At 58.4% G+C, this 18,529-nt stretch carries 10 protein-coding genes; 5 read left to right on the forward strand and 5 right to left on the reverse strand.

The annotated features are described in order from the left end of the window. Positions 1-1,044 precede the first annotated feature (1,044 nt). Together DLM_RS17035 and DLM_RS17040 are read left to right on the forward strand one after the other, a co-directional pair. Entirely contained in the window at positions 1,045-1,986 is a 942-nt protein-coding gene (locus DLM_RS17035; RefSeq protein WP_089085914.1) for a UDP-glucuronic acid decarboxylase family protein, read from the forward strand. Between the two features lie 24 nt (positions 1,987-2,010). Further along, positions 2,011-3,330 (forward strand): UDP-glucose dehydrogenase family protein, encoded by a 1,320-nt coding sequence (locus DLM_RS17040; RefSeq protein ID WP_119313264.1) that lies wholly within the window; start codon positions 2,011-2,013, stop codon positions 3,328-3,330. Between the two features lie 58 nt (positions 3,331-3,388). Here the strand turns inward: DLM_RS17040 and DLM_RS17045 are convergent, their stop codons facing one another. The 3 genes from DLM_RS17045 to gltB all read right to left on the reverse strand — a co-directional run bounded on the left by DLM_RS17045 (position 3,389) and on the right by gltB (position 9,717). Beyond that, the gene (locus DLM_RS17045; protein ID WP_089085105.1) at positions 3,389-4,807 is read right to left on the reverse strand and encodes an FAD-dependent oxidoreductase; all 1,419 of its coding nucleotides are present in this window, start codon (positions 4,805-4,807) and stop codon (positions 3,389-3,391) included. 65 nt (positions 4,808-4,872) lie between these two features. Next, positions 4,873-5,235 (reverse strand): four helix bundle protein, encoded by a 363-nt coding sequence (locus tag DLM_RS17050; RefSeq protein WP_089085106.1) that lies wholly within the window; start codon positions 5,233-5,235, stop codon positions 4,873-4,875. Between the two features lie 33 nt (positions 5,236-5,268). After that, positions 5,269-9,717, reverse strand: a complete 4,449-nt coding sequence (gltB, locus tag DLM_RS17055) for a glutamate synthase large subunit (protein ID WP_089085107.1) — start codon at positions 9,715-9,717, stop codon at positions 5,269-5,271. Between the two features lie 297 nt (positions 9,718-10,014). On the opposite strand from gltB, the gene DLM_RS17060 reads away from it, so the two are divergent. The 3 genes from DLM_RS17060 to DLM_RS17075 all read left to right on the forward strand — a co-directional run bounded on the left by DLM_RS17060 (position 10,015) and on the right by DLM_RS17075 (position 16,376). Continuing rightward, on the forward strand, positions 10,015-11,532 hold the full coding sequence (locus tag DLM_RS17060; protein ID WP_089085108.1) for a phospholipase D-like domain-containing protein: 1,518 nt from the start codon (positions 10,015-10,017) through the stop codon (positions 11,530-11,532). A gap of 497 nt (positions 11,533-12,029) precedes the next feature. Then, the gene (locus DLM_RS17065) at positions 12,030-14,285 is read left to right on the forward strand and encodes an arginine/lysine/ornithine decarboxylase (RefSeq protein ID WP_089085109.1); all 2,256 of its coding nucleotides are present in this window, start codon (positions 12,030-12,032) and stop codon (positions 14,283-14,285) included. A gap of 507 nt (positions 14,286-14,792) precedes the next feature. Beyond that, positions 14,793-16,376 (forward strand): GMC family oxidoreductase, encoded by a 1,584-nt coding sequence (locus DLM_RS17075; protein WP_089085111.1) that lies wholly within the window; start codon positions 14,793-14,795, stop codon positions 16,374-16,376. Between the two features lie 60 nt (positions 16,377-16,436). On the opposite strand, the gene DLM_RS17080 is transcribed toward DLM_RS17075, so the two are convergent. Together DLM_RS17080 and DLM_RS17085 are read right to left on the reverse strand one after the other, a co-directional pair. Further along, positions 16,437-17,420, reverse strand: a complete 984-nt coding sequence (locus tag DLM_RS17080) for a helix-turn-helix domain-containing protein (protein ID WP_089085112.1) — start codon at positions 17,418-17,420, stop codon at positions 16,437-16,439. Positions 17,421-17,670: 250 nt separating this feature from the next. Beyond that, entirely contained in the window at positions 17,671-18,450 is a 780-nt protein-coding gene (locus DLM_RS17085; protein WP_089085113.1) for a ferredoxin--NADP reductase, read from the reverse strand. Between the last annotated feature and the right edge of the window lie 79 nt (positions 18,451-18,529).

Raw genomic sequence — 18,529 nt, forward strand, 5'->3', positions numbered from 1 at the left:
GCAAAATGTAGTATAGACATGCTGTCCATATCGGTATCACTGGCTATAGTTATTCTAGTATATAAATCTGTCTACTTTTCGGTCAATGACTTCCTATTTTTGAACTTCTTTGCTCTATCAATTCCGTATGTATTTTTCCGCCCAAGATTACATACTGAAGTTGTTAATATTTTTTTCCCGACACTAATATTGATATTATGCATGCAAATCATAATTGACTATATTTTAGTTCAGCATTCTAAGTCTATTTGGGAAAATAAGGCGTTCATTGGCGGATTTGGCAACCCATCAACATTTGGCATAATATGTAACTTGGCTACGGCATACATAATTACGCGCCGCCATAAAAACTACCACTTAATTCCTCTATTTATCGTTACATATGGTGCCTGCCAAACTAAGTCGCTTGCCACAATAGCTGTCTTACTTTCGTTATATTTACTTAACATACTGCATCAAAAAAACAAATTTGATGTAGCCTTCTCTATTGCTATTGCGTTTTTTGCAACAGGAATAATTCTCTACAATCTAGAAGGACATTTGGCATACAAGTTAGAATCGCTGATTCGATATCTCAATATTCAGCAATATTCTCCAATCTCGGAGCGTGAGCTAACAACACCAACGAATTCCATTTCTACATCAATTGGAAATAGATCTTTACTTTACCATCAGATAATCGTCAACTTTACTGACAATCCATTGAAAATGCTTTTATTAGGATCAGTTACCTCATTTTACAATAGCGCAGATAGCCAATTTGTTACATTCTCCAATAGTTTTGGCATTTTACTCTCATGCATCATACTATGTAGCTTGATATTTCCATTCTTTACCGGCATCCTTTATAATAGCAAATACTTTTCTCAGGCGTGTGGATTAATATTCATTACATACTGTGGAAGCAATAGAATACTTGAATACTATCCAATCAGCTTTATATTCATATTCCTGCTCGGTCAAATTTATTACAACCAGCACCGAATACAATTACAAAGCACTACATCACACGCCATACACTAACCACTATTTTAGGTAATTAATATGAAAAAAATTCTTGTTACTGGAGGCTCTGGCTTCCTTGGCTCTCATCTCTGCGATCGCTTAATTTCTCGTGGTGATGATGTCCTTTGTGTGGATAACTTCTTTACCGGAAGTAAACAGAATGTAAAGCATTTGCTTACCCATCCCAATTTTGAACTGATGCGCCATGATGTTACTTTCCCGTTATATGTAGAAGTAAATCAGATTTTTAATCTGGCCTGCCCTGCTAGTCCAGTTCATTATCAACACGATCCAGTACAAACTACTAAAACAAGTGTACATGGTGCCATCAACATGCTTGGTTTGGCCAAACGCGTAGGAGCTCGTATCTTGCAAGCATCTACCAGTGAGGTCTATGGAGACCCCGAGGTTCATCCGCAACCAGAGTCCTACTGGGGTAAAGTCAATCCTATCGGAATTCGCAGTTGCTATGATGAAGGTAAGAGATGTGCAGAAACACTGTTTTTTGACTATCACCGCCAGCACAATTTGGATATAAAAGTTGTCCGTATATTCAACACTTACGGCCCAAGAATGCACCCCAATGATGGTCGCGTAGTTAGTAACTTTATTGTCCAAGCATTACAAGGGCGAGACATTACAATTTATGGAGATGGAAGCCAAACACGTAGTTTCTGCTATGTTGATGACTTGATTGAAGCATTTTTGAAGATGATGGAAACTGAGCATGGATTTACTGGCCCTGTTAATATCGGCAATCCATGTGAGTTTTCGATGCTACAACTTGCCGAACTTGTATTAAAACACACTCAAAGCAAGTCCAAGTTGATTTTCAATCCGTTACCTTCCGATGATCCTAAACAACGTAAGCCAGACATTAGTCTGGCTCAGCAAAAGCTAGATTGGATACCTAAAGTAAGTTTGGAAGATGGTCTTAAAGAAACAATTTCCTACTTTAAGAAAATTCTACCTACCATTTAATATCGTTTTTTAAAATTTTACGTTATGAATATAACAATTATTGGTTCCGGCTACGTTGGCCTGGTGACCGGTACCTGCCTTGCCGAAGTGGGCAACCATGTGCTGTGTCTGGATGTGGATCCTGCCAAGATCGCCACGCTGCAACAAGGTGGCATCCCCATTTATGAACCCGGCCTGGAAGACATGGTACGGCGCAATGTTGCCGCTGGCCGTCTGTCCTTCTCCACCGATATTGCCGCCGCCGTGGCGTTTGGCGAAATCCAGTTCATTGCCGTCGGCACGCCGCCGGATGAAGATGGTTCCGCCGATCTGCAATACGTGCTGGCCGCTGCCCGCAATATCGGCCTGCATATGACTGAGCCCAAGGTGGTGGTGGATAAATCCACCGTACCGGTGGGAACAGCAGACAAGGTCAAGGCGCAGATTGCCGCCACCCTGGCCGAGCGCGGTGCCGACATTGCTTTCAGCGTGGTCTCCAATCCCGAATTCCTCAAGGAAGGTGCGGCCATCGAGGACTTCATGAAGCCCGACCGCATCGTGGTGGGCGCTGAAGACGAACGTGCCATCGAGCTGATGCGCCGCTTGTATGCGCCGTTCCAGCGTAATCACGACCGTATCCTGTTCATGGACGTGCGCTCTGCCGAGCTGACCAAATATGCTGCCAACGCCATGCTGGCCACGCGGATTTCCTTCATGAACGAGCTGGCTAACCTGGCCGAAGACCTGGGGGCCGATATCGAACTGGTACGCCGTGGCATCGGTTCCGATCCACGCATTGGCTACCACTTCCTCTACCCCGGTGCCGGCTATGGCGGCTCCTGCTTCCCCAAGGACGTCAAGGCACTGGTGGCCAGTGGCCGCGAACAGGGCCACGCCATGCGCGTGCTAACGGCAGTGGAAGAGGCCAACGAGGCACAAAAGCGCCGCTTGGTGGACAAGCTGGTCAAGCGCTTTGGCGAGGATTTGCAGGGCCGGCATTTTGCCATCTGGGGTTTGGCATTCAAGCCGAATACCGATGATATGCGTGAGGCTTCCAGCCGAGTGATTGTTGCCGAACTGGCCCGCCGTGGCGCAACCGTGGCCGCCTATGACCCGGTTGCCGCAGAGGAAGCCAGACGTGTGATGGGCGATACGCCCGGCCTGGGTTTTGCCGATGACATGATGGCTGCGCTGCAGGGGGCGGATGCTTTGCTGATCGTCACCGAATGGAAGATGTTCCGCGCGCCGGACTTCGACGCCATCAAGGCCAGCCTCAAGCAGCCGGTGATTATTGATGGCCGCAATATGTACGACCCCGCCTGGCTGCGTGAGCTGGGCTTCGACTATCAGGCGATAGGACGCTGATCTCCTACTGGCACAAAAAGGGTGGCATTTTGCCACCCTTTTAAACAGTTACTTATTTTTACCACACCTGCAGATAGCTCAGGATGCCTTCTGCTGCCTGGCGGCCTTCGAACACGGCACGCACCACCAGATCGGCACCGCGTACCTGGTCGCCACCGGCGAAGATCTTGGCGTGACTGGTCTGGTACTTGAACTTGGACTTTTCCGAGGCGATGGTGCGGCCATTGGGCTGGCTGCTGATGCCGGCGCGGTCGAACCAGCTGGCTGCTTCCACCTGGAAGCCGAAGGCGATGATGACGTGATCGCACTCGATGCGCTCTTCGCTGCCCGGTACGATTTCGGCGTTACGACGGCCTTTGGCATCCGGCTCACCCAGGCGGGTTTCGGCCAGGATTACCGCCAGCGCGCCATTGGGCAGTTGCTCGATGCCCACCGGCTGGCTGTTCCAGCGGAATTCCACGCCCTCTTCCCTGGCATTGGCCACTTCGCGCTTGGAGCCCGGCATGTTTGCCTCGTCACGGCGGTAGGCGCAGGTGACGCGCTTGGCACCCTGACGGATGGCGGTGCGGTTGCAGTCCATGGCGGTGTCGCCACCACCCAGCACCACCACGCGCTTGCCGGCCATGGAGATGGCAGGCTCGTCTGCGGGCAGGGTTTCCATGCACTGGCGCACGTTGTTGACCAGATACGGCAGTGCTTCCAGCACGCCTGGCAGGTCTTCACCGGCAAAGCCACCCTTCATGTACTTGTAAGCACCCATGCCCATGAATACGGCGTCGTACTGTTCCAGCAGGGCTTCGATTTCGATGTCCTTGCCGATTTCGGTATTCAGCACGAATTCCACGCCCATGCCTTGCATGATTTCGCGGCGGCGCTGCACGACTGCCTTTTCCAGCTTGAATTCCGGGATGCCGAAGGTGAGCAGGCCGCCGATTTCTTCGTAGCGGTCGTACACCACCGGCTTCACGCCGTTACGCACCAGCACGTCGGCACAGGCAAGGCCTGCCGGGCCGGCACCGATGACGGCAACCTTCTTGTTGCTCCAGATCACCTTGGACATGTCCGGACGCCAGCCAGCTTTGTAGGCTTCGTCGGTGATGTATTTTTCGATGCTGCCGATGGTAACGGCACCGAAACCACCCTGGTTCAGCGTGCAGGAGCCTTCACACAGGCGGTCTTGCGGGCAGACGCGGCCACAGATTTCCGGCAGGCTGTTGGTCTTGTGCGACATTTCGGCCGCTTCGAACAGCTTGCCTTCGGTCACCAGCTTCAGCCAGTTGGGAATGTAGTTGTGTACCGGGCATTCCCATTCGCAATAGGGGTTGCCACAGGACAGGCAGCGCCCGGCCTGGTCGGCGGCGTCCACCTTGTGCAGCGGTTGATAGATTTCCTTGAACTCAATCTTGCGCACCGCGGCTTCGACTTTTTCGCCGGGGTTGCGGGAGAGCTTCATGAACTGAAAAACATCACCTGACATCGTTTTCTCCCTGTTTGGGAGTGGGGAGTCGGGAGTGGAGAGTAACCACGTACCGACCAACCCACTTAATCTTTCAATTTGTTTCGCAAACTGCTGATCAATGCAGAAAGCAGCTTTCCGGTTTTGTTGAGTGCCGGGATTCCTGAATGATGCGGTGGGAGATAGCCAAGGCGGACTGCCAATTCCAGCTGTGTATCCATCTCACTGAGTGAGCCACGCGCCACAACCAGAAAATGGACATAGTCTCTGGTGGTACTGCGTGCGGCCCCTTCAGCAATATTGGAGGGAATGGACACTGCTGCGCGCCTAAGCTGGGCTGTCAGACCGAACTTTTCTTCGGCAGGAAAGCTGGCGGTTAATTGATAAATCAACTGTGCCAAATTCATGCTTTCCTGCCAGGCGTGTAGCTGCTTGTGCGGCTTGTCCACTCCCTACTCCCTATTCACTACTCCCGGTTCACCTCAATCCTTGAGCAGGCTGTCCAACGTGGCGGCCTTCGGCTTCACCAGCCAGAAGTAATCCACGTAGTCGTCGAAGTTTTGCAGCATGGCGCGGCCGGTTTCAGAGCCGGTCAGCTCGACATGCTTGGCAATCTTCTCCAGCAGGAAGGCACGGTACATGCCCATTGCTTCGCCGTTGATCAGGTGAATGTCGACCAGTTCATTGTTGTAGCGGTAGGCAAAGCGTTCGCCCGGATCGTAGACGAAGGCGAAGCCACCGGTCATGCCGGCACCGAAGTTGTAGCCGGTTTCGCCCAGCACGATGACGGTACCGCCGGTCATGTATTCGCAGCAGTGGTCGCCTGCGCCTTCGATGACTGCCAGCGCGCCGGAGTTACGCACGCCGAAACGCTCGCCGGCCACACCGGCGGCAAACAACTGGCCACCGGTGGCACCGTACAGGCAGGTGTTACCGATGATGATGGCTTCGCCGCTTTCATATACCGCATTCTTCGGCGGGTAGATGGTGACGCGGCCACCGGCCATGCCCTTGCCCACGTAGTCGTTGGCATCGCCTTCCAGTTCCAGGTGCAGGCCAGGCGCGTTCCATACGCCAAAGCTCTGACCGGCGCTGCCGGTGAACTTGACCTTGAGACAGCCAAACGGCAGGCCAGCCGCGCCGTGTACACGGGCGATTTCGCCGGACAGGCGGGCACCGATGGAACGGTGGATGTTCTCGATCGGGTAGGACAGTTCCAGCATCTGCTTGTTGTGGATGGCAGGCAGTGCATCGGCCAGGATCTGCTCGGCCAGCTCGCCCTTGTCGAAGGACGGGTTGCTGTCGCTGATGCAGAAGCGCGGCACATCGTCCGGCACCGTGCCTTGCGACAGCAGCGGCGACAGGTCCAGCTTGGCTTGCTTGGCGGTTTCGCCTTCCAGCAGTTCCAGCAAATCCATGCGGCCGATCAGCTCTTCCATGCTGCGTACGCCCAGCTTGGCCATCCATTCGCGGGTTTCGCGGGCGATGAACAGGAAGTAGTTCATCACCATTTCCGGCAGGCCGAGGAAGTACTTGGAGCGCAGCTTGATTTCCTGGGTGGCCACGCCGGTGGCGCAGTTGTTCAGGTGGCAGATACGCAGGTATTTACAGCCCAGCGCCACCATCGGGCCGGTACCGAAGCCGAAGCTTTCCGCACCAAGGATGGCTGCCTTGATGACGTCCAGACCGGTTTTCAGACCACCGTCGGTCTGAACCCGTACCCGGCCACGCAGGCCGTTGGCACGCAGCACTTGCTGGGCTTCAGACAGACCCAGTTCCCATGGAGAGCCGGCGTATTTCACCGAAGTCAGCGGCGAGGCACCGGTACCACCGTCGTAACCGGAGATGGTGATCAGGTCGGCATAGGCCTTGGCCACACCGGCGGCAATGGTACCCACGCCCGGTTCGGCTACCAGTTTTACCGACACCAGCGCGGTCGGGTTGACCTGCTTCAGGTCGAAGATCAGCTGGGCCAGGTCTTCGATGGAGTAAATATCGTGGTGCGGCGGCGGCGAAATCAGGCTGATGCCTTCCTTGGCGTGACGCAGGCGGGCAATCAGGCCGGTGACCTTGTCACCCGGCAGCTGGCCACCCTCACCCGGCTTGGCACCCTGGGCCACCTTGATCTGCAGCACTTCGGCATTCACCAGGTAATGCGGGGTGACGCCAAAGCGGCCAGAGGCCACCTGCTTGATCTTGGACATCTTCTCGGTGCCGTAGCGGGCGGCGTCTTCACCGCCTTCACCGGAGTTGGAACGGCCACCCAGACGGTTCATGGCGGTTGCCAGTGCCTCGTGGGCTTCCGGCGACAGCGCGCCCAGCGACATGCCGGCGGAGTCAAAGCGCTTGAGAATGGCTTCGATCGGCTCGACTTCGTCGACGGAAATCGGCTGTTCGGCCAGCTTCACCTTCATCAGGTCACGCAGCATGGATACCGGACGGGTGTTCACCGTGTCGGCGTATTGCTGGTAGGCCTGGTAGTCGTCGTTCTGTACCGCTTTTTGCAGCAGTTGCACCACATCCGGGTTGTAGGCGTGGTATTCCTCGCCGTGGACGTACTTGAGCAGGCCGCCTTGCGAAATCGGGCGCATCGGGTTGAAGGCGAAACGCAGCAGTTGTTGCTGGTCGTCTTCAAAGTCCTCGAAGCTGGCACCGGATACGCGCGACACGGTGCCCTTCAGGCACAGGTCCACCACATCCTTATGGATACCCACGGCTTCAAACAACTGGGCGCCGCGATAGGAGGCGATGGTGGAAATACCCATCTTGGACAGCACTTTGAGCAGGCCCTTGTTGATGCCCTTGCGGTAGTGCTGCAGTGCTTCGTTGATCTTGCAGTTGACCACGCCGCTGTTCACCAGGTCGATGATGCTCTGGTAAGCCAGGTAGGGATAAACCGCGGTGGCGCCATAACCGATGACACAGGCCATCTGGTGCGCGTCGCGCACGGTGCCGGTTTCCAGCAGGATGTTGGTCTTGCAGCGCAGGCCGCTTTCGATCAGCGCATGGTGTACCGCACCGGTGGCAAACAGCGCATGGATAGGCAGACGGCCCTGGGTGATGATGCGGTCGGACAGCACCACGATCACCGTGCCTTCCTGTACGGCTTCGATCACGTGCTGGCACAGCTTTTCGATGGCCTGCTTGAGCGAGCTTTCGTTCGGGTCGTAGCACAGGTCGAAGGTGGTGGCCTTCAGATACGGTTCCGGACGGGTGGTGACGCGGACGAATTTTTCGTGCGACAGCACCGGCGAGCGCACTTCCAGACGCTTGGCGTGTTCGGCGCTCTCTTCAAACATATTGCGTTCCGGGCCAAACACGCTGTTGAGCGACATCACCACGGCTTCGCGGATGGGGTCGATCGGCGGGTTGGTCACCTGGGCAAACTGCTGGCGCAGGTAGTCAAACGGCGAGCGCACTTTCTGGCTGAGCACCGCCATCGGGGTGTCATCGCCCATGGAGCCCACAGCTTCCTGACCGTCTTCGGCCAATACACGCAGGATCTGGTCGCGCTCTTCAAAGCTGAAGTTGTACAGTTTTTGCAGACGGGACAGTTCTTCCTTGCTCACCGCCTCGATGCCGGCATCGTCCTCGATCGACAGTTCCAGATACTTGGCGCTGTCCTTGATCCACTGGCGATACGGCTTGGCGCTCTTGAGCATGGCGTCGATGTCTTCCGGCATCAGCAGCTCGCCGGTAGCCAGGTCAGCAGCAAACAGTTGGCCGGGTTTCACGCGGCCCTTGCGCAGCACGTCTTCCGGCTTGTAGTCCCACACGCCCACTTCGGAGGCGATGGTAAGGATATTGTCGCGGGTCAGCACCCAGCGTGCCGGACGCAGGCCGTTGCGGTCCAGCATACAGGCGGCGTAGCGGCCATCGGTCAGCACGATGCCGGCCGGGCCGTCCCACGGCTCCATGTGCATGGAGTTGTACTCGTAGAAGGCGCGCAGGTCCTTGTCGGTGGAGTCCACGTTCTGCCAGGCCGGCGGCACCAGCAGGCGCAGCGCACGGAACAGCGGAATGCCGCCCATCAGCAGGCCTTCCAGCATATTGTCCAGGCTCATCGAGTCCGAACCGTCGGTCTGCACGATAGGACGCACCGCGTCCATATCGAGGTGCGGCGAGGCCATGATGCGCTCGCGGGCACGCGCCCAGTAACGGTTGCCCTGCACGGTGTTGATTTCACCGTTGTGCGCCAGGAAGCGGAAGGGCTGTGCCAGCTTCCATTGCGGCCAGGTATTGGTGGAGAAGCGCTGGTGGAATACCGCCAGGCTGGATTCAAAACGCGGGTCGTTCAGGTCCAGGAAGAACTTGGGCAGGTTTTCCGGCGTCACCAGACCTTTGTAGGACAGGGTGTGCGGCGACAGCGTGGGCAGGTAGAAGGACGGATCGTCCACCTTGTTGGCTTTTTCTGCCTGACGACGGCCCATGTACAGACGACGCTGGAAAGTCAGCTCATCCATACCGAAAGGACAGTTTACGAACACCTGGGAAATGGCAGGCAGGCTGGCCAGTGCGGCTTCGCCACAGGCGCTGACATCGGTAGGCACCACGCGGAAACCGGCGACTTCCAGTTGCTGGGCTTCCAGAAACTCCTTGAGGCGACGCAAGCTGCGCGCGCCGATTTCACTGTCGGGGTGGTGGAATACCAGACCGGCGGCGTACACTGCCTTCAGCGCAATGTCGGCCTCGGCGGCCACTTCACGCAGGAAACCGTCCGGCTTGCGAAACAGCAAGCCACAGCCGTCGCCCGACTTGCCGTCTGCCGCCACCGCTCCACGGTGGGTCAGTTTGGCCAACGAGGAGATGGCGGTTTCTACCAGCCAGTGGCTGGGTTTGTCGTCCAGTTGGGTGATGAGGCCGAATCCGCAGCTGTCCTGCTCGAAATCCGGGTGGTACAGGGTACCCTGCAACCAGCGCTGTCTGTCCATTGCTTTGTCCTGCTTATAATTGTGAATCGAATGAATCGATTCTAAGGGCAACTTGCTTGACCTTGCAACCAGTTATTGCCAATTTTCTCGCAACGCAATAATCTTTATTTTTCAAAAACTTAACTTAATTTTTCGCCAAAAAAATCAGGGAAAACCCGCAAAAAAAGTACATTTTTCTTCCAGTTTTGTGACACCCACATTCAAATTTACGACCCATTGTGGTGCACGGCTGGCCAATCCAAAACGGCTTAAATCACCGCTTCCGGAATATTGTCCGACAACATACAAACAATCATCATGCGTAGCGATACCACCACAGCCCTCACCCAGGATTTCGTTCGGCAACTGGCCGACCAGGCGTTTTCACGCTCGGCCGGCGCACCGCTGATCACGGGCAATCAGGTTACGCTGCTATACGACAGTACGGATAACTTTCCGGCCTGGAAACAGGCGATTGCCGCAGCAGAAGAGTCGGTGTTCATCGAGATGTATATCGTGGCCAACGACACGTTTGGCCGCGACATCCGCCAGTTGCTGGCGGACAAGGCTGCAGCAGGGGTCAAGGTATGCCTGCTGTATGACTGGCTGGGCTGCTGGAAACCCTGGCTGAGCGGATTTTTCCGCCCGCTGCTGGCGGCCGGTGCCGAGGTCAGGGCCTATAATCCGCCCACGCTGACCGGCGGCCTGAGCCTGTTGGGGCGCAATCATCGCAAGCTGATCGTGGTGGACAGACAGCTAACCTTCATTTCCGGCTTGTGCATCAGCGCCAGTTGGGAAGGCAGGCCGGATGCCGGCATCGCGCCGTGGCGCGACACCGGTCTGTCCTTGCGTGGACCGCTGGTGCGTGAAGCGCTGGCCGCCTTTGCCGATAGCTGGGCCAGTTGCGGCCCGGCACTGGACGCGCAATGGCTGGATTTTTCCACCCCCATCGCGGAATGCGGCACCATTGCCGCCCGGCTGATTGCCACCACCCCGTCCACCGCCCACATGATGCGGCTGGACATGCTGATTGCCAGCTTTGCCCGCCGCACCCTGTGGCTGACCGATGCCTATTTCATGGGCACCAGCACCTATCTGTCGGCACTGAAACAGGCTGCGCGCGATGGCGTGGATGTGCGGCTGCTGGTGCCCCGCTCCAGTGATATCCGCTGGATTGCCACGGTGTCGCGCACCATGTACCGGCCACTGCTGGAATCCGGCGTGCGGGTATTCGAGTGGAACGGCCCGATGATTCATGCCAAGACCGCCGTGGCCGATGGCCGCTGGGCGCGTATCGGTTCGACCAATCTGAACATTTCCAGTTGGCTGGCCAATCGCGAAATCGATGTCGCCATCGAGGACGAAAGCGTGGCCGGCGAACTGGCCGCCCGCTTCTTGCAGGATCTGGAACAATCCACCGAAGTGGTGCTCAGCGGCCACAAGCGCACCCCGGTGTTGACTCACCCGCGCCAGCGCCAGCAAGCCTCCTTCCTGTTTCCGGCTGCCGGACATGCGGCGCGCAGCGGGGCCAGCGCCGCCGCCAGGCAGGCCGCACGCATTGGCGATGCACTGGGTGCCGTGGTGCGCGGTACCCGCAGCATAGACAGCAGCGAAGCCACGGCTTTTCTCACCATCGGCCTGAGCCTGCTGGGCTTTGCCGTAGTGGCCGCCCTGTTTCCCTGGCTGGTGGCCGGCCCGCTGGTTTTCCTGCTCACCCTCAGCGGTGGTGCCATCGTATTGAAGGCACTGGGCCTGTATCGGCGGCGCAATGAAAAAAAACAACAGTTGGCCGAGACAAAAAATAATCTCAAACCCCCAGTCGGGCCTGAAGGCTAAACTGTCTTAAAACAAACCGTTAACACAGGTTTTCCTCGCTAAAAGCCTTATGCCACAAGGCTTTGCCCGGTTTATTTGATCAAACCTCCAGATTATTTTCAGCTACTGATATTGCCGTGCAACACAAGCACGGTAAAAGGTCTACAATGCGCGCTTTCTTGGGATGTTCTCCAAGCCGGCCGACGTGAAGGACGCACGCAAAACGTGCTCCCTAAGAACGCCGGGGATCTGCGGCCACTCCACGTCAGCCTGCAGGACGCACCCCGGTTTTCGTGCGCACCCAGTAATATTTACGCGCCTCAAGGCCAGCCCCGCCCACTGCCATCCGGCAGGGACCAGCGACTGCGCCCCAACGCGCACCGAGTGACACTGCAGCAAGCTGCGGGCCGACAGGCGTTACAGGTGCACGGTATTGTCCTTGCCGATGGCAAGGGCTGCCTTCCTGAATGGCCATCCCCGGCTGTGGTGTCCGAGTTTTGACTGACAAGGACTCAGGTATGCGTTTTCACTTTCCCATCGTCATCATCGACGAGGACTTCCGCTCGGAAAACACCAGCGGCTCCGGCATCCGCGAACTGGCAGCAGCCATGGAAGCCGAAGGCATGAGTGTGATTGGTTACACCAGCTATGGTGACCTCACCTCCTTTGCCCAGCAGCAAAGCCGGGCAGCCGGTTTTATCCTGTCCATCGACGACGAAGAATTCCAGACCGACGACGCCTCGGAAAACGCTCTGGGCCAGCTATACAGCTTTGTGGCGGAAATCCGCCGCCGTAACCCGGACATTCCGGTGTACTTGTATGGCGAAACCCGTACCGCGCGCCATATCCCCAACGACATCCTGCGCGAGCTGCATGGTTTCATCCACATGCACGAAGACACGCCGGAATTCGTGGCACGCCATATCATCCGTGAATCCAAGAGCTATCTGGACAGCCTGGCCCCGCCGTTCTTCCGCGCGCTGGTGGACTACGCCCACGATGGCTCCTACTCCTGGCACTGCCCCGGTCACTCCGGTGGCGTGGCCTTCCTGAAGAGCCCGGTAGGCCAGATGTTCCACCAGTTTTTTGGCGAAAACATGCTGCGCGCCGACGTGTGCAATGCGGTGGACGAACTGGGCCAGTTGCTGGACCACACCGGCCCGATTGCTGCCTCGGAACGCAATGCGGCGCGCATTTTCAATGCCGACCACCTGTTCTTCGTCACCAACGGCACTTCGACTTCCAACAAGATCGTATGGCATAGCTGCGTGGCAGCCGGTGACATCGTGCTGGTGGACCGCAACTGCCACAAGTCCAATCTGCACGCCATCATGATGACCGGTGCCATTCCGGTATTCCTGATGCCCACGCGCAATCACTACGGCATCATCGGCCCGATTCCCAAGTCGGAATTCCAGCTGGAAAGCATCAAGAAGAAGATTCTGGCCAACCCCTTTGCCCGCGAAGCGCTGGAAAAGAACCCCAAGCTCAAGCCGCGCATCCTCACCATCACCCAGTCCACCTACGATGGCATCCTGTACAACGTGGAAGAGATCAAGGGCCTGCTGGATGGCGAAGTGGACACCCTGCACTTTGACGAAGCCTGGCTGCCGCACGCCAGCTTCCACGACTTCTATGGCGACTTCCACGCCATTGGCGAAGGCCGTCCGCGTTGCAAGGACAGCCTGATCTTCTCCACCCAGTCCACCCACAAGCTGCTGGCCGGCATCAGCCAGGCTTCGCAGATTCTGGTGCAGGACCCGCAAAACCGTCAGCTGGATACCGCCTGGTTCAACGAGGCCTATCTGATGCACACCTCCACCAGCCCGCAATATTCCATTATTGCCAGCTGCGACGTGGCTGCCGCCATGATGGAACAGCCGGGTGGCCAGGCGCTGGTGGAAGAATCGCTGGTGGAAGCTCTGGACTTCCGCCGCGCCATGCGCAAGGTGGACGAGGAATACGGCAACGACTGGTGGTTCAGCGTATGGGGCCCGGACGAGCTGTCCGACGACGGCATCTGCGACCCGGTGGACTGGGAACTGAAACCCGGCGCGCACTGGCACGGTTTTGCCGGTATCGAAGAAGGCTTCAACCTGCTGGACCCGATCAAGGCCACCGTGCTGACCCCGGGCCTGGACGTGGACGGCAGCTTCGAAGAAATGGGCATTCCGGCCGCCATCGTCACCAAGTACCTGACCGAACACGGTGTGGTGGTGGAAAAAACCGGCCTGTACAGCTTCTTCATCATGTTCACCATCGGCATTACCAAGGGCCGCTGGAACACGCTGATTTCGCTGCTGCAGCAGTTCAAGGACGACTTCGACAAGAACCAGCCGCTGTGGCGCGCCATGCCGGACTTTGTCGCGCGCTACCCGCAGTACGAGCGCGTGGGCCTGCGCGACCTGTGCCAGCGCATTCACGCGCTGTACACCAAGCATGACATCGCCCGCCTGACCACCGAGATCTATCTGTCCGAGATGGAACCGGCCATGCGTCCGGCCGATGCCTTTGCCAAGATGGCCCACCGCGAGATCGAACGCGTGCCGGTAGACCAACTGGAAGGCCGCGTCACCGCCGTGCTGCTGACCCCGTACCCGCCGGGCATTCCGCTGCTGATTCCGGGCGAGCGTTTCAACAAGACCATTGTTGACTACCTGCGCTTTGCCCAGGCCTTCAACCGCGAGCTGCCGGGCTTCGAGACCGACGTGCATGGCCTGGTGGCCACCGATGTGGAAGGCCGCAAGGTGTACTGCGTGGACTGCGTCAAGTAAGCCGCAAACAGCGCAGCATGCCAAAAGCCGCAGGCACTGTCCTGCGGCTTTTTCTTTGCGCTGGCGTCAGCACGCTCAATGACGGCACAAGGTATTGCGCCCGGCAGCCTTGGCCTGATACCGCGCAATAGCGGCCGCTGCATACACCTGCAGCAGAGCGTCGCCCGGTCGCCACATGGTCAGCCGCGACGCCTCCACCACCGCCTGCCTGCTGCGCAAGGCAAGCGCGCACAGACTGACCGCCCCACCTGGTTTTCACCATACAGACCAACACCTGCTGGCACTGAGCAACAGCCTGCGACTGCGTTACGCCGCCTTGCGCCAGAAGCAGTGTGCTGTTGTTGGCCGCTATTCATCCAGCTCATGCCTCCCCTCAGGGCAGCGACATTTGGCCGAGCACTGGCCAGCCCAGTCAAAGCCGACGGCCATGGCAGTCAATGTGGCTTTTCACCGTCCCTTAAGCTGAAGTCCCGCCCGCAACGGGCGCAGGAGAACAAGGAGAAGGCAATGCCACAATTTGACTATATCGTGGTGGGAGGCGGCTCCGCGGGCTGCACCATCACCTGCCGACTGGCCGAGGCCGGCAAGCGGGTTCTGTTGCTGGAGGATGGTCCGCCCGACAACAGCCCCTTCATCCACATGCCGGCCACCTTCATCAAGGTCATCGGCAGTGAACGCAGCGTGATTTACCAGAGCGAGCCGCAGGCCAGTGCCGCCGGTCGCCGCATGCATGTGCCACAAGGCCGCACGCTGGGGGGCGGCAGCTCCATCAATGCCATGGTGTATATCCGGGGGACGGCCGCCGATTATGATGACTGGGCCGCACAGGGCTGCAGCGGCTGGGGATGGGAGCAGGTGCTGCCGGCGTTCAAAAAGGCGGAAAACCATATGCGGCTCTCCGGCCCCTACCATGGAACCGAAGGACCACTGCGCGTAAGCGATACCCGCTATCGCCATCCGCTGAGCCTGGCCTTCGTCAAGGCGGCGCAAGAGTGCGGCCTGCCCTATAACGACGATTTCAACGGGCCACTGCAGCAAGGCAGCGGATTTTTTCACACCACCACCTTCAATGGCCAACGCGGCAGCACGGCAGCCACCTATCTGGCAGCAGTACGCCAGCGCGACAATCTGCAGTTGCGTACCGGTTGCTATGTGGAAAGACTGCGCTGGCAGGGCCGCCGCGCCGTCGGTGTGCAGTGGCGTACCGCGGATGGTCAGCAACACGAGGCCGATGCCAGGGCCGAAGTCATCCTGTGCGCAGGTGCATTGTCCACCCCCAAGATTCTGCTGCTCTCCGGCATTGGCCCCGCAGCGCAACTACGCGAACAAGGCATACCGGTTGTGCATGACGCAGCGGAAGTCGGCCAGAATTATCAGGATCACCTGGAGGTATCGGTGTATGGCCGCTGCCGCGAACCGATCAGCCTGCTGGGGCAGGAGCGCGGCTTCAATGCCTTGCGCAATGGCTTGCAGTGGCAGCTACTGCGCAGTGGGCTGCTCACTTCCAATGTGGTGGAAAGCGGCGGCTTTGCCTGCACCGATGGCGGCAGCCGTCCGGACATTCAGTTTCACGTACTGCCGGTGCTGGTGGGCGATGTGGATCGAGAACCACTGCCCGGCCACGGCATGTCCATCAACCCCTGCCTGTTGCGTCCCAAATCACGCGGCTCAGTCAGCCTGAGTAGCCCCGATGCGCGCGCTCCGCTGCGCTTTGTCAGTGGCGCACTGAGCCATGAGGACGATGTGGCCGGCCTGCTGCGCGGAGTCAGGCTGGCACGGCGCATCTTGCGGGCGCCCTCGCTACAGCGGGTGATCAGTGAGGAGCTGCTCCCGTCGGCAGCGGAGCATGCCAGCGATGAAGTGCTGATCGCGCACATCCGCAGCCATGCCAAGACGGTCTACCATCCGGTTGGCACCTGCCGCATGGGTGGCGATGCGGCGGCGGTGGTCAACCCGCAGCTACAGCTCAATGGCGTGGAAGGCGTGCGCATCTGCGATGCGTCCATCATGCCCAGCATCATTTCCGGCAATACCAATGCGCCGGTCATCATGATTGCCGAGCGCTGCGCCGACTTCATCTTGCGCAGCTGAGCCACAGCCATTGAGTCGGGCCAGCCCCCTGCCGGCGGGAGCTGGCCACCGACACACCGGTCACACCCCGTCACCTTGCGTTGACAACATGCCACGCTGGCGGGTCTGGCTGGGCGTTTCGCCAAAGCGCTGTTTATAGCTGCGGCAAAAATGGGCGCTGTGATTGAAGCCCCAGCGGAAACCCAGCTCGCTCACCGACAGGTGGCGCAATGCCGGGTCTTGCAGGTCGATGCGGCAACGCTCCAGTCGCCGCCCCCACAGATAGCGGCTGACTGACAGGCCTTCCTGCGCAAAAATGCGTGCCAGTTGGCGGGCGGACAGCCTCAGCGCGCGGCTGATGTGTTCGCCATCCAGCTCATCTTCGGCCAGATGTTGCTCGATATAAGCTTTGGCACGCCACAGGCTGCACAGGGTGGATTTGCCGGCCTGCATCTGGCCGCTATGCACACTCCACAAGGAATGCAGCCATTCCAGCAACTGGCTGGCCTGATGCTCGCGCGCCGCCAGAGCCTGCCCTCCGTCGGCCAGCAACTGTCGCACCGCCTGCGCGCCCCAGCCGGCAATGCCCATGCTGTGGTCGATCTTGACCAGCCCTTGCTCCTGCCAGTCGCCCACTTGCTGCTTGAACAATTGGCGCGGGATGTCCAGCACCGCCATCGCCATCTGCTCGGGAAAACCATGACCATAAGGCTGGGCCGTGTCATACAGCACCACATCCCCCGGCACATGCAGCGCACAGTCCACCCCCTGGTGACTGAAGCCTCGCCCCTGCAGCATCAGGCAGGCAAAGATGCTGTCGCGGCCATCATGACGGATGCTGTGGCCGCTGCGTACCACCGCATGGGCATTGGCCTCTATGGTGGCCATGCGGAACAGGCCGAAGTCCTGGTAACGCAAACTGGCGTCCAGCTCCTGTCCTGGCTGGCGCTGACACTCCACATCAATCAATAGCTGGCCTACTTGTTCGCGCCAGAAACGCAACCGTTCGCTGCGACTGACTGCACCGGTGGAAATGCTGACATCCGCCAGCATGCGGACCGTCATTGGCCGCTCCAGGCAGACGGTGGATATGGAACAGGGCTGCAGATGGCCGGCAGCCCTACAGGCACACCGGCACGGTGGGGAATCGCGTTCATGCTGTCTCCTCCAGATGGCCCTCTTGCACGGGGCCGTACAGCCGGTGGTGTCATCACCACTCGGCCTTGCCAGACGCGGGAGTATCCCGCACCGGGCATTGCCTCATATTATTAATATATTAATTAAAGTCAAGGCCGGCCACGCGCCGGCACCTGGCTTACCAGCCGTTCTCCAGCACCAGATGGCCCGGTGCGCTCAGCCGGCTCAGACGGAAGCCCATTTTCATCAGTTGACGGTGGGTGTCTTCCACCATGGCCGGATTACCACAGATCATGAAACGCGAGCGCTCCACCGTCAGCGGCAGTCCGGCGGCCTCGGCCAGTGCGCCACTGGCCAGCAAGGCCGGAATGCGCTGTTGCAACATGCCGGGTTCGGCCTGCCGTGTCACCACCGGCACATAGTGCAGCCGATCACCCCATTCCGCCCACAGGGGGTGCTGGCGCAGCGCGTCAATCTCGCTGCGGTAGGCCAGTTCGCTGACCTCGCGCACGCAATGCACCAGCACGATATGGGCAAAGCGCTGCCACACCTCGGGCTGCTGCAGGATGGACAGATACGGTGCCAGGCCGGTGCCGGTGGCCAGCAGCCACAGCTCCTCGCCATCGGGCAGGCGGTCCACGGTAAAAAAGCCATTGGCCTTGTTGTCCAGCAGGACGGTGTCGCCCACCTGCAAACGCGCCAGGCGCGAGGTAAACAGCCCGTCCGGCACCACGATGGAGAAAAACTCCAGATGCTCGTCCCAACTGGCCGAGGTCATGGAATAAGCCCGCCACACCATGCCGCCGTTTTCCAGCGGCAGGCCCAGCCGGGCAAACTGGCCGGGAACAAAGCGCCAGGATTCGGGGCGGCTCAGCCGAAAGCTGAACAGCTTGTCACTCCAGTGCTGCAGGGAAAGAATGGTTTGGGCGGTGTATTTTTCTGCTGCGGGGGCTGCCATGTGCAATACCTTAGTAATTTACTCAGGTAATTTACCGCATCAGGGCCGCGGCAACAAGCCTGACCCGGCTTGCTGCGCA

This window comes from Aquitalea magnusonii (genome assembly GCF_002217795.2).
In the GTDB taxonomy this organism is placed as follows: domain Bacteria; phylum Pseudomonadota; class Gammaproteobacteria; order Burkholderiales; family Chromobacteriaceae; genus Aquitalea; species Aquitalea magnusonii_B.

Excerpts from the sequence above, each read along its gene's own strand:
- DLM_RS17035 (WP_089085914.1), top strand. The coding sequence starts at position 1,045 with ATGAAAAAAATTCTTGTTACTGGAGGCTCTGGCTTCCTTGGCTCTCAT.
- DLM_RS17040 (WP_119313264.1), top strand. The coding sequence starts at position 2,011 with ATGAATATAACAATTATTGGTTCCGGCTACGTTGGCCTGGTGACCGGT.
- DLM_RS17045 (WP_089085105.1), bottom strand. The coding sequence starts at position 4,807 with ATGTCAGGTGATGTTTTTCAGTTCATGAAGCTCTCCCGCAACCCCGGC.
- gltB (WP_089085107.1), bottom strand. The coding sequence starts at position 9,717 with ATGGACAGACAGCGCTGGTTGCAGGGTACCCTGTACCACCCGGATTTC.
- DLM_RS17060 (WP_089085108.1), top strand. The coding sequence starts at position 10,015 with ATGCGTAGCGATACCACCACAGCCCTCACCCAGGATTTCGTTCGGCAA.
- DLM_RS17065 (WP_089085109.1), top strand. The coding sequence starts at position 12,030 with ATGCGTTTTCACTTTCCCATCGTCATCATCGACGAGGACTTCCGCTCG.
- DLM_RS17075 (WP_089085111.1), top strand. The coding sequence starts at position 14,793 with ATGCCACAATTTGACTATATCGTGGTGGGAGGCGGCTCCGCGGGCTGC.
- DLM_RS17080 (WP_089085112.1), bottom strand. The coding sequence starts at position 17,420 with ATGACGGTCCGCATGCTGGCGGATGTCAGCATTTCCACCGGTGCAGTC.
- DLM_RS17085 (WP_089085113.1), bottom strand. The coding sequence starts at position 18,450 with ATGGCAGCCCCCGCAGCAGAAAAATACACCGCCCAAACCATTCTTTCC.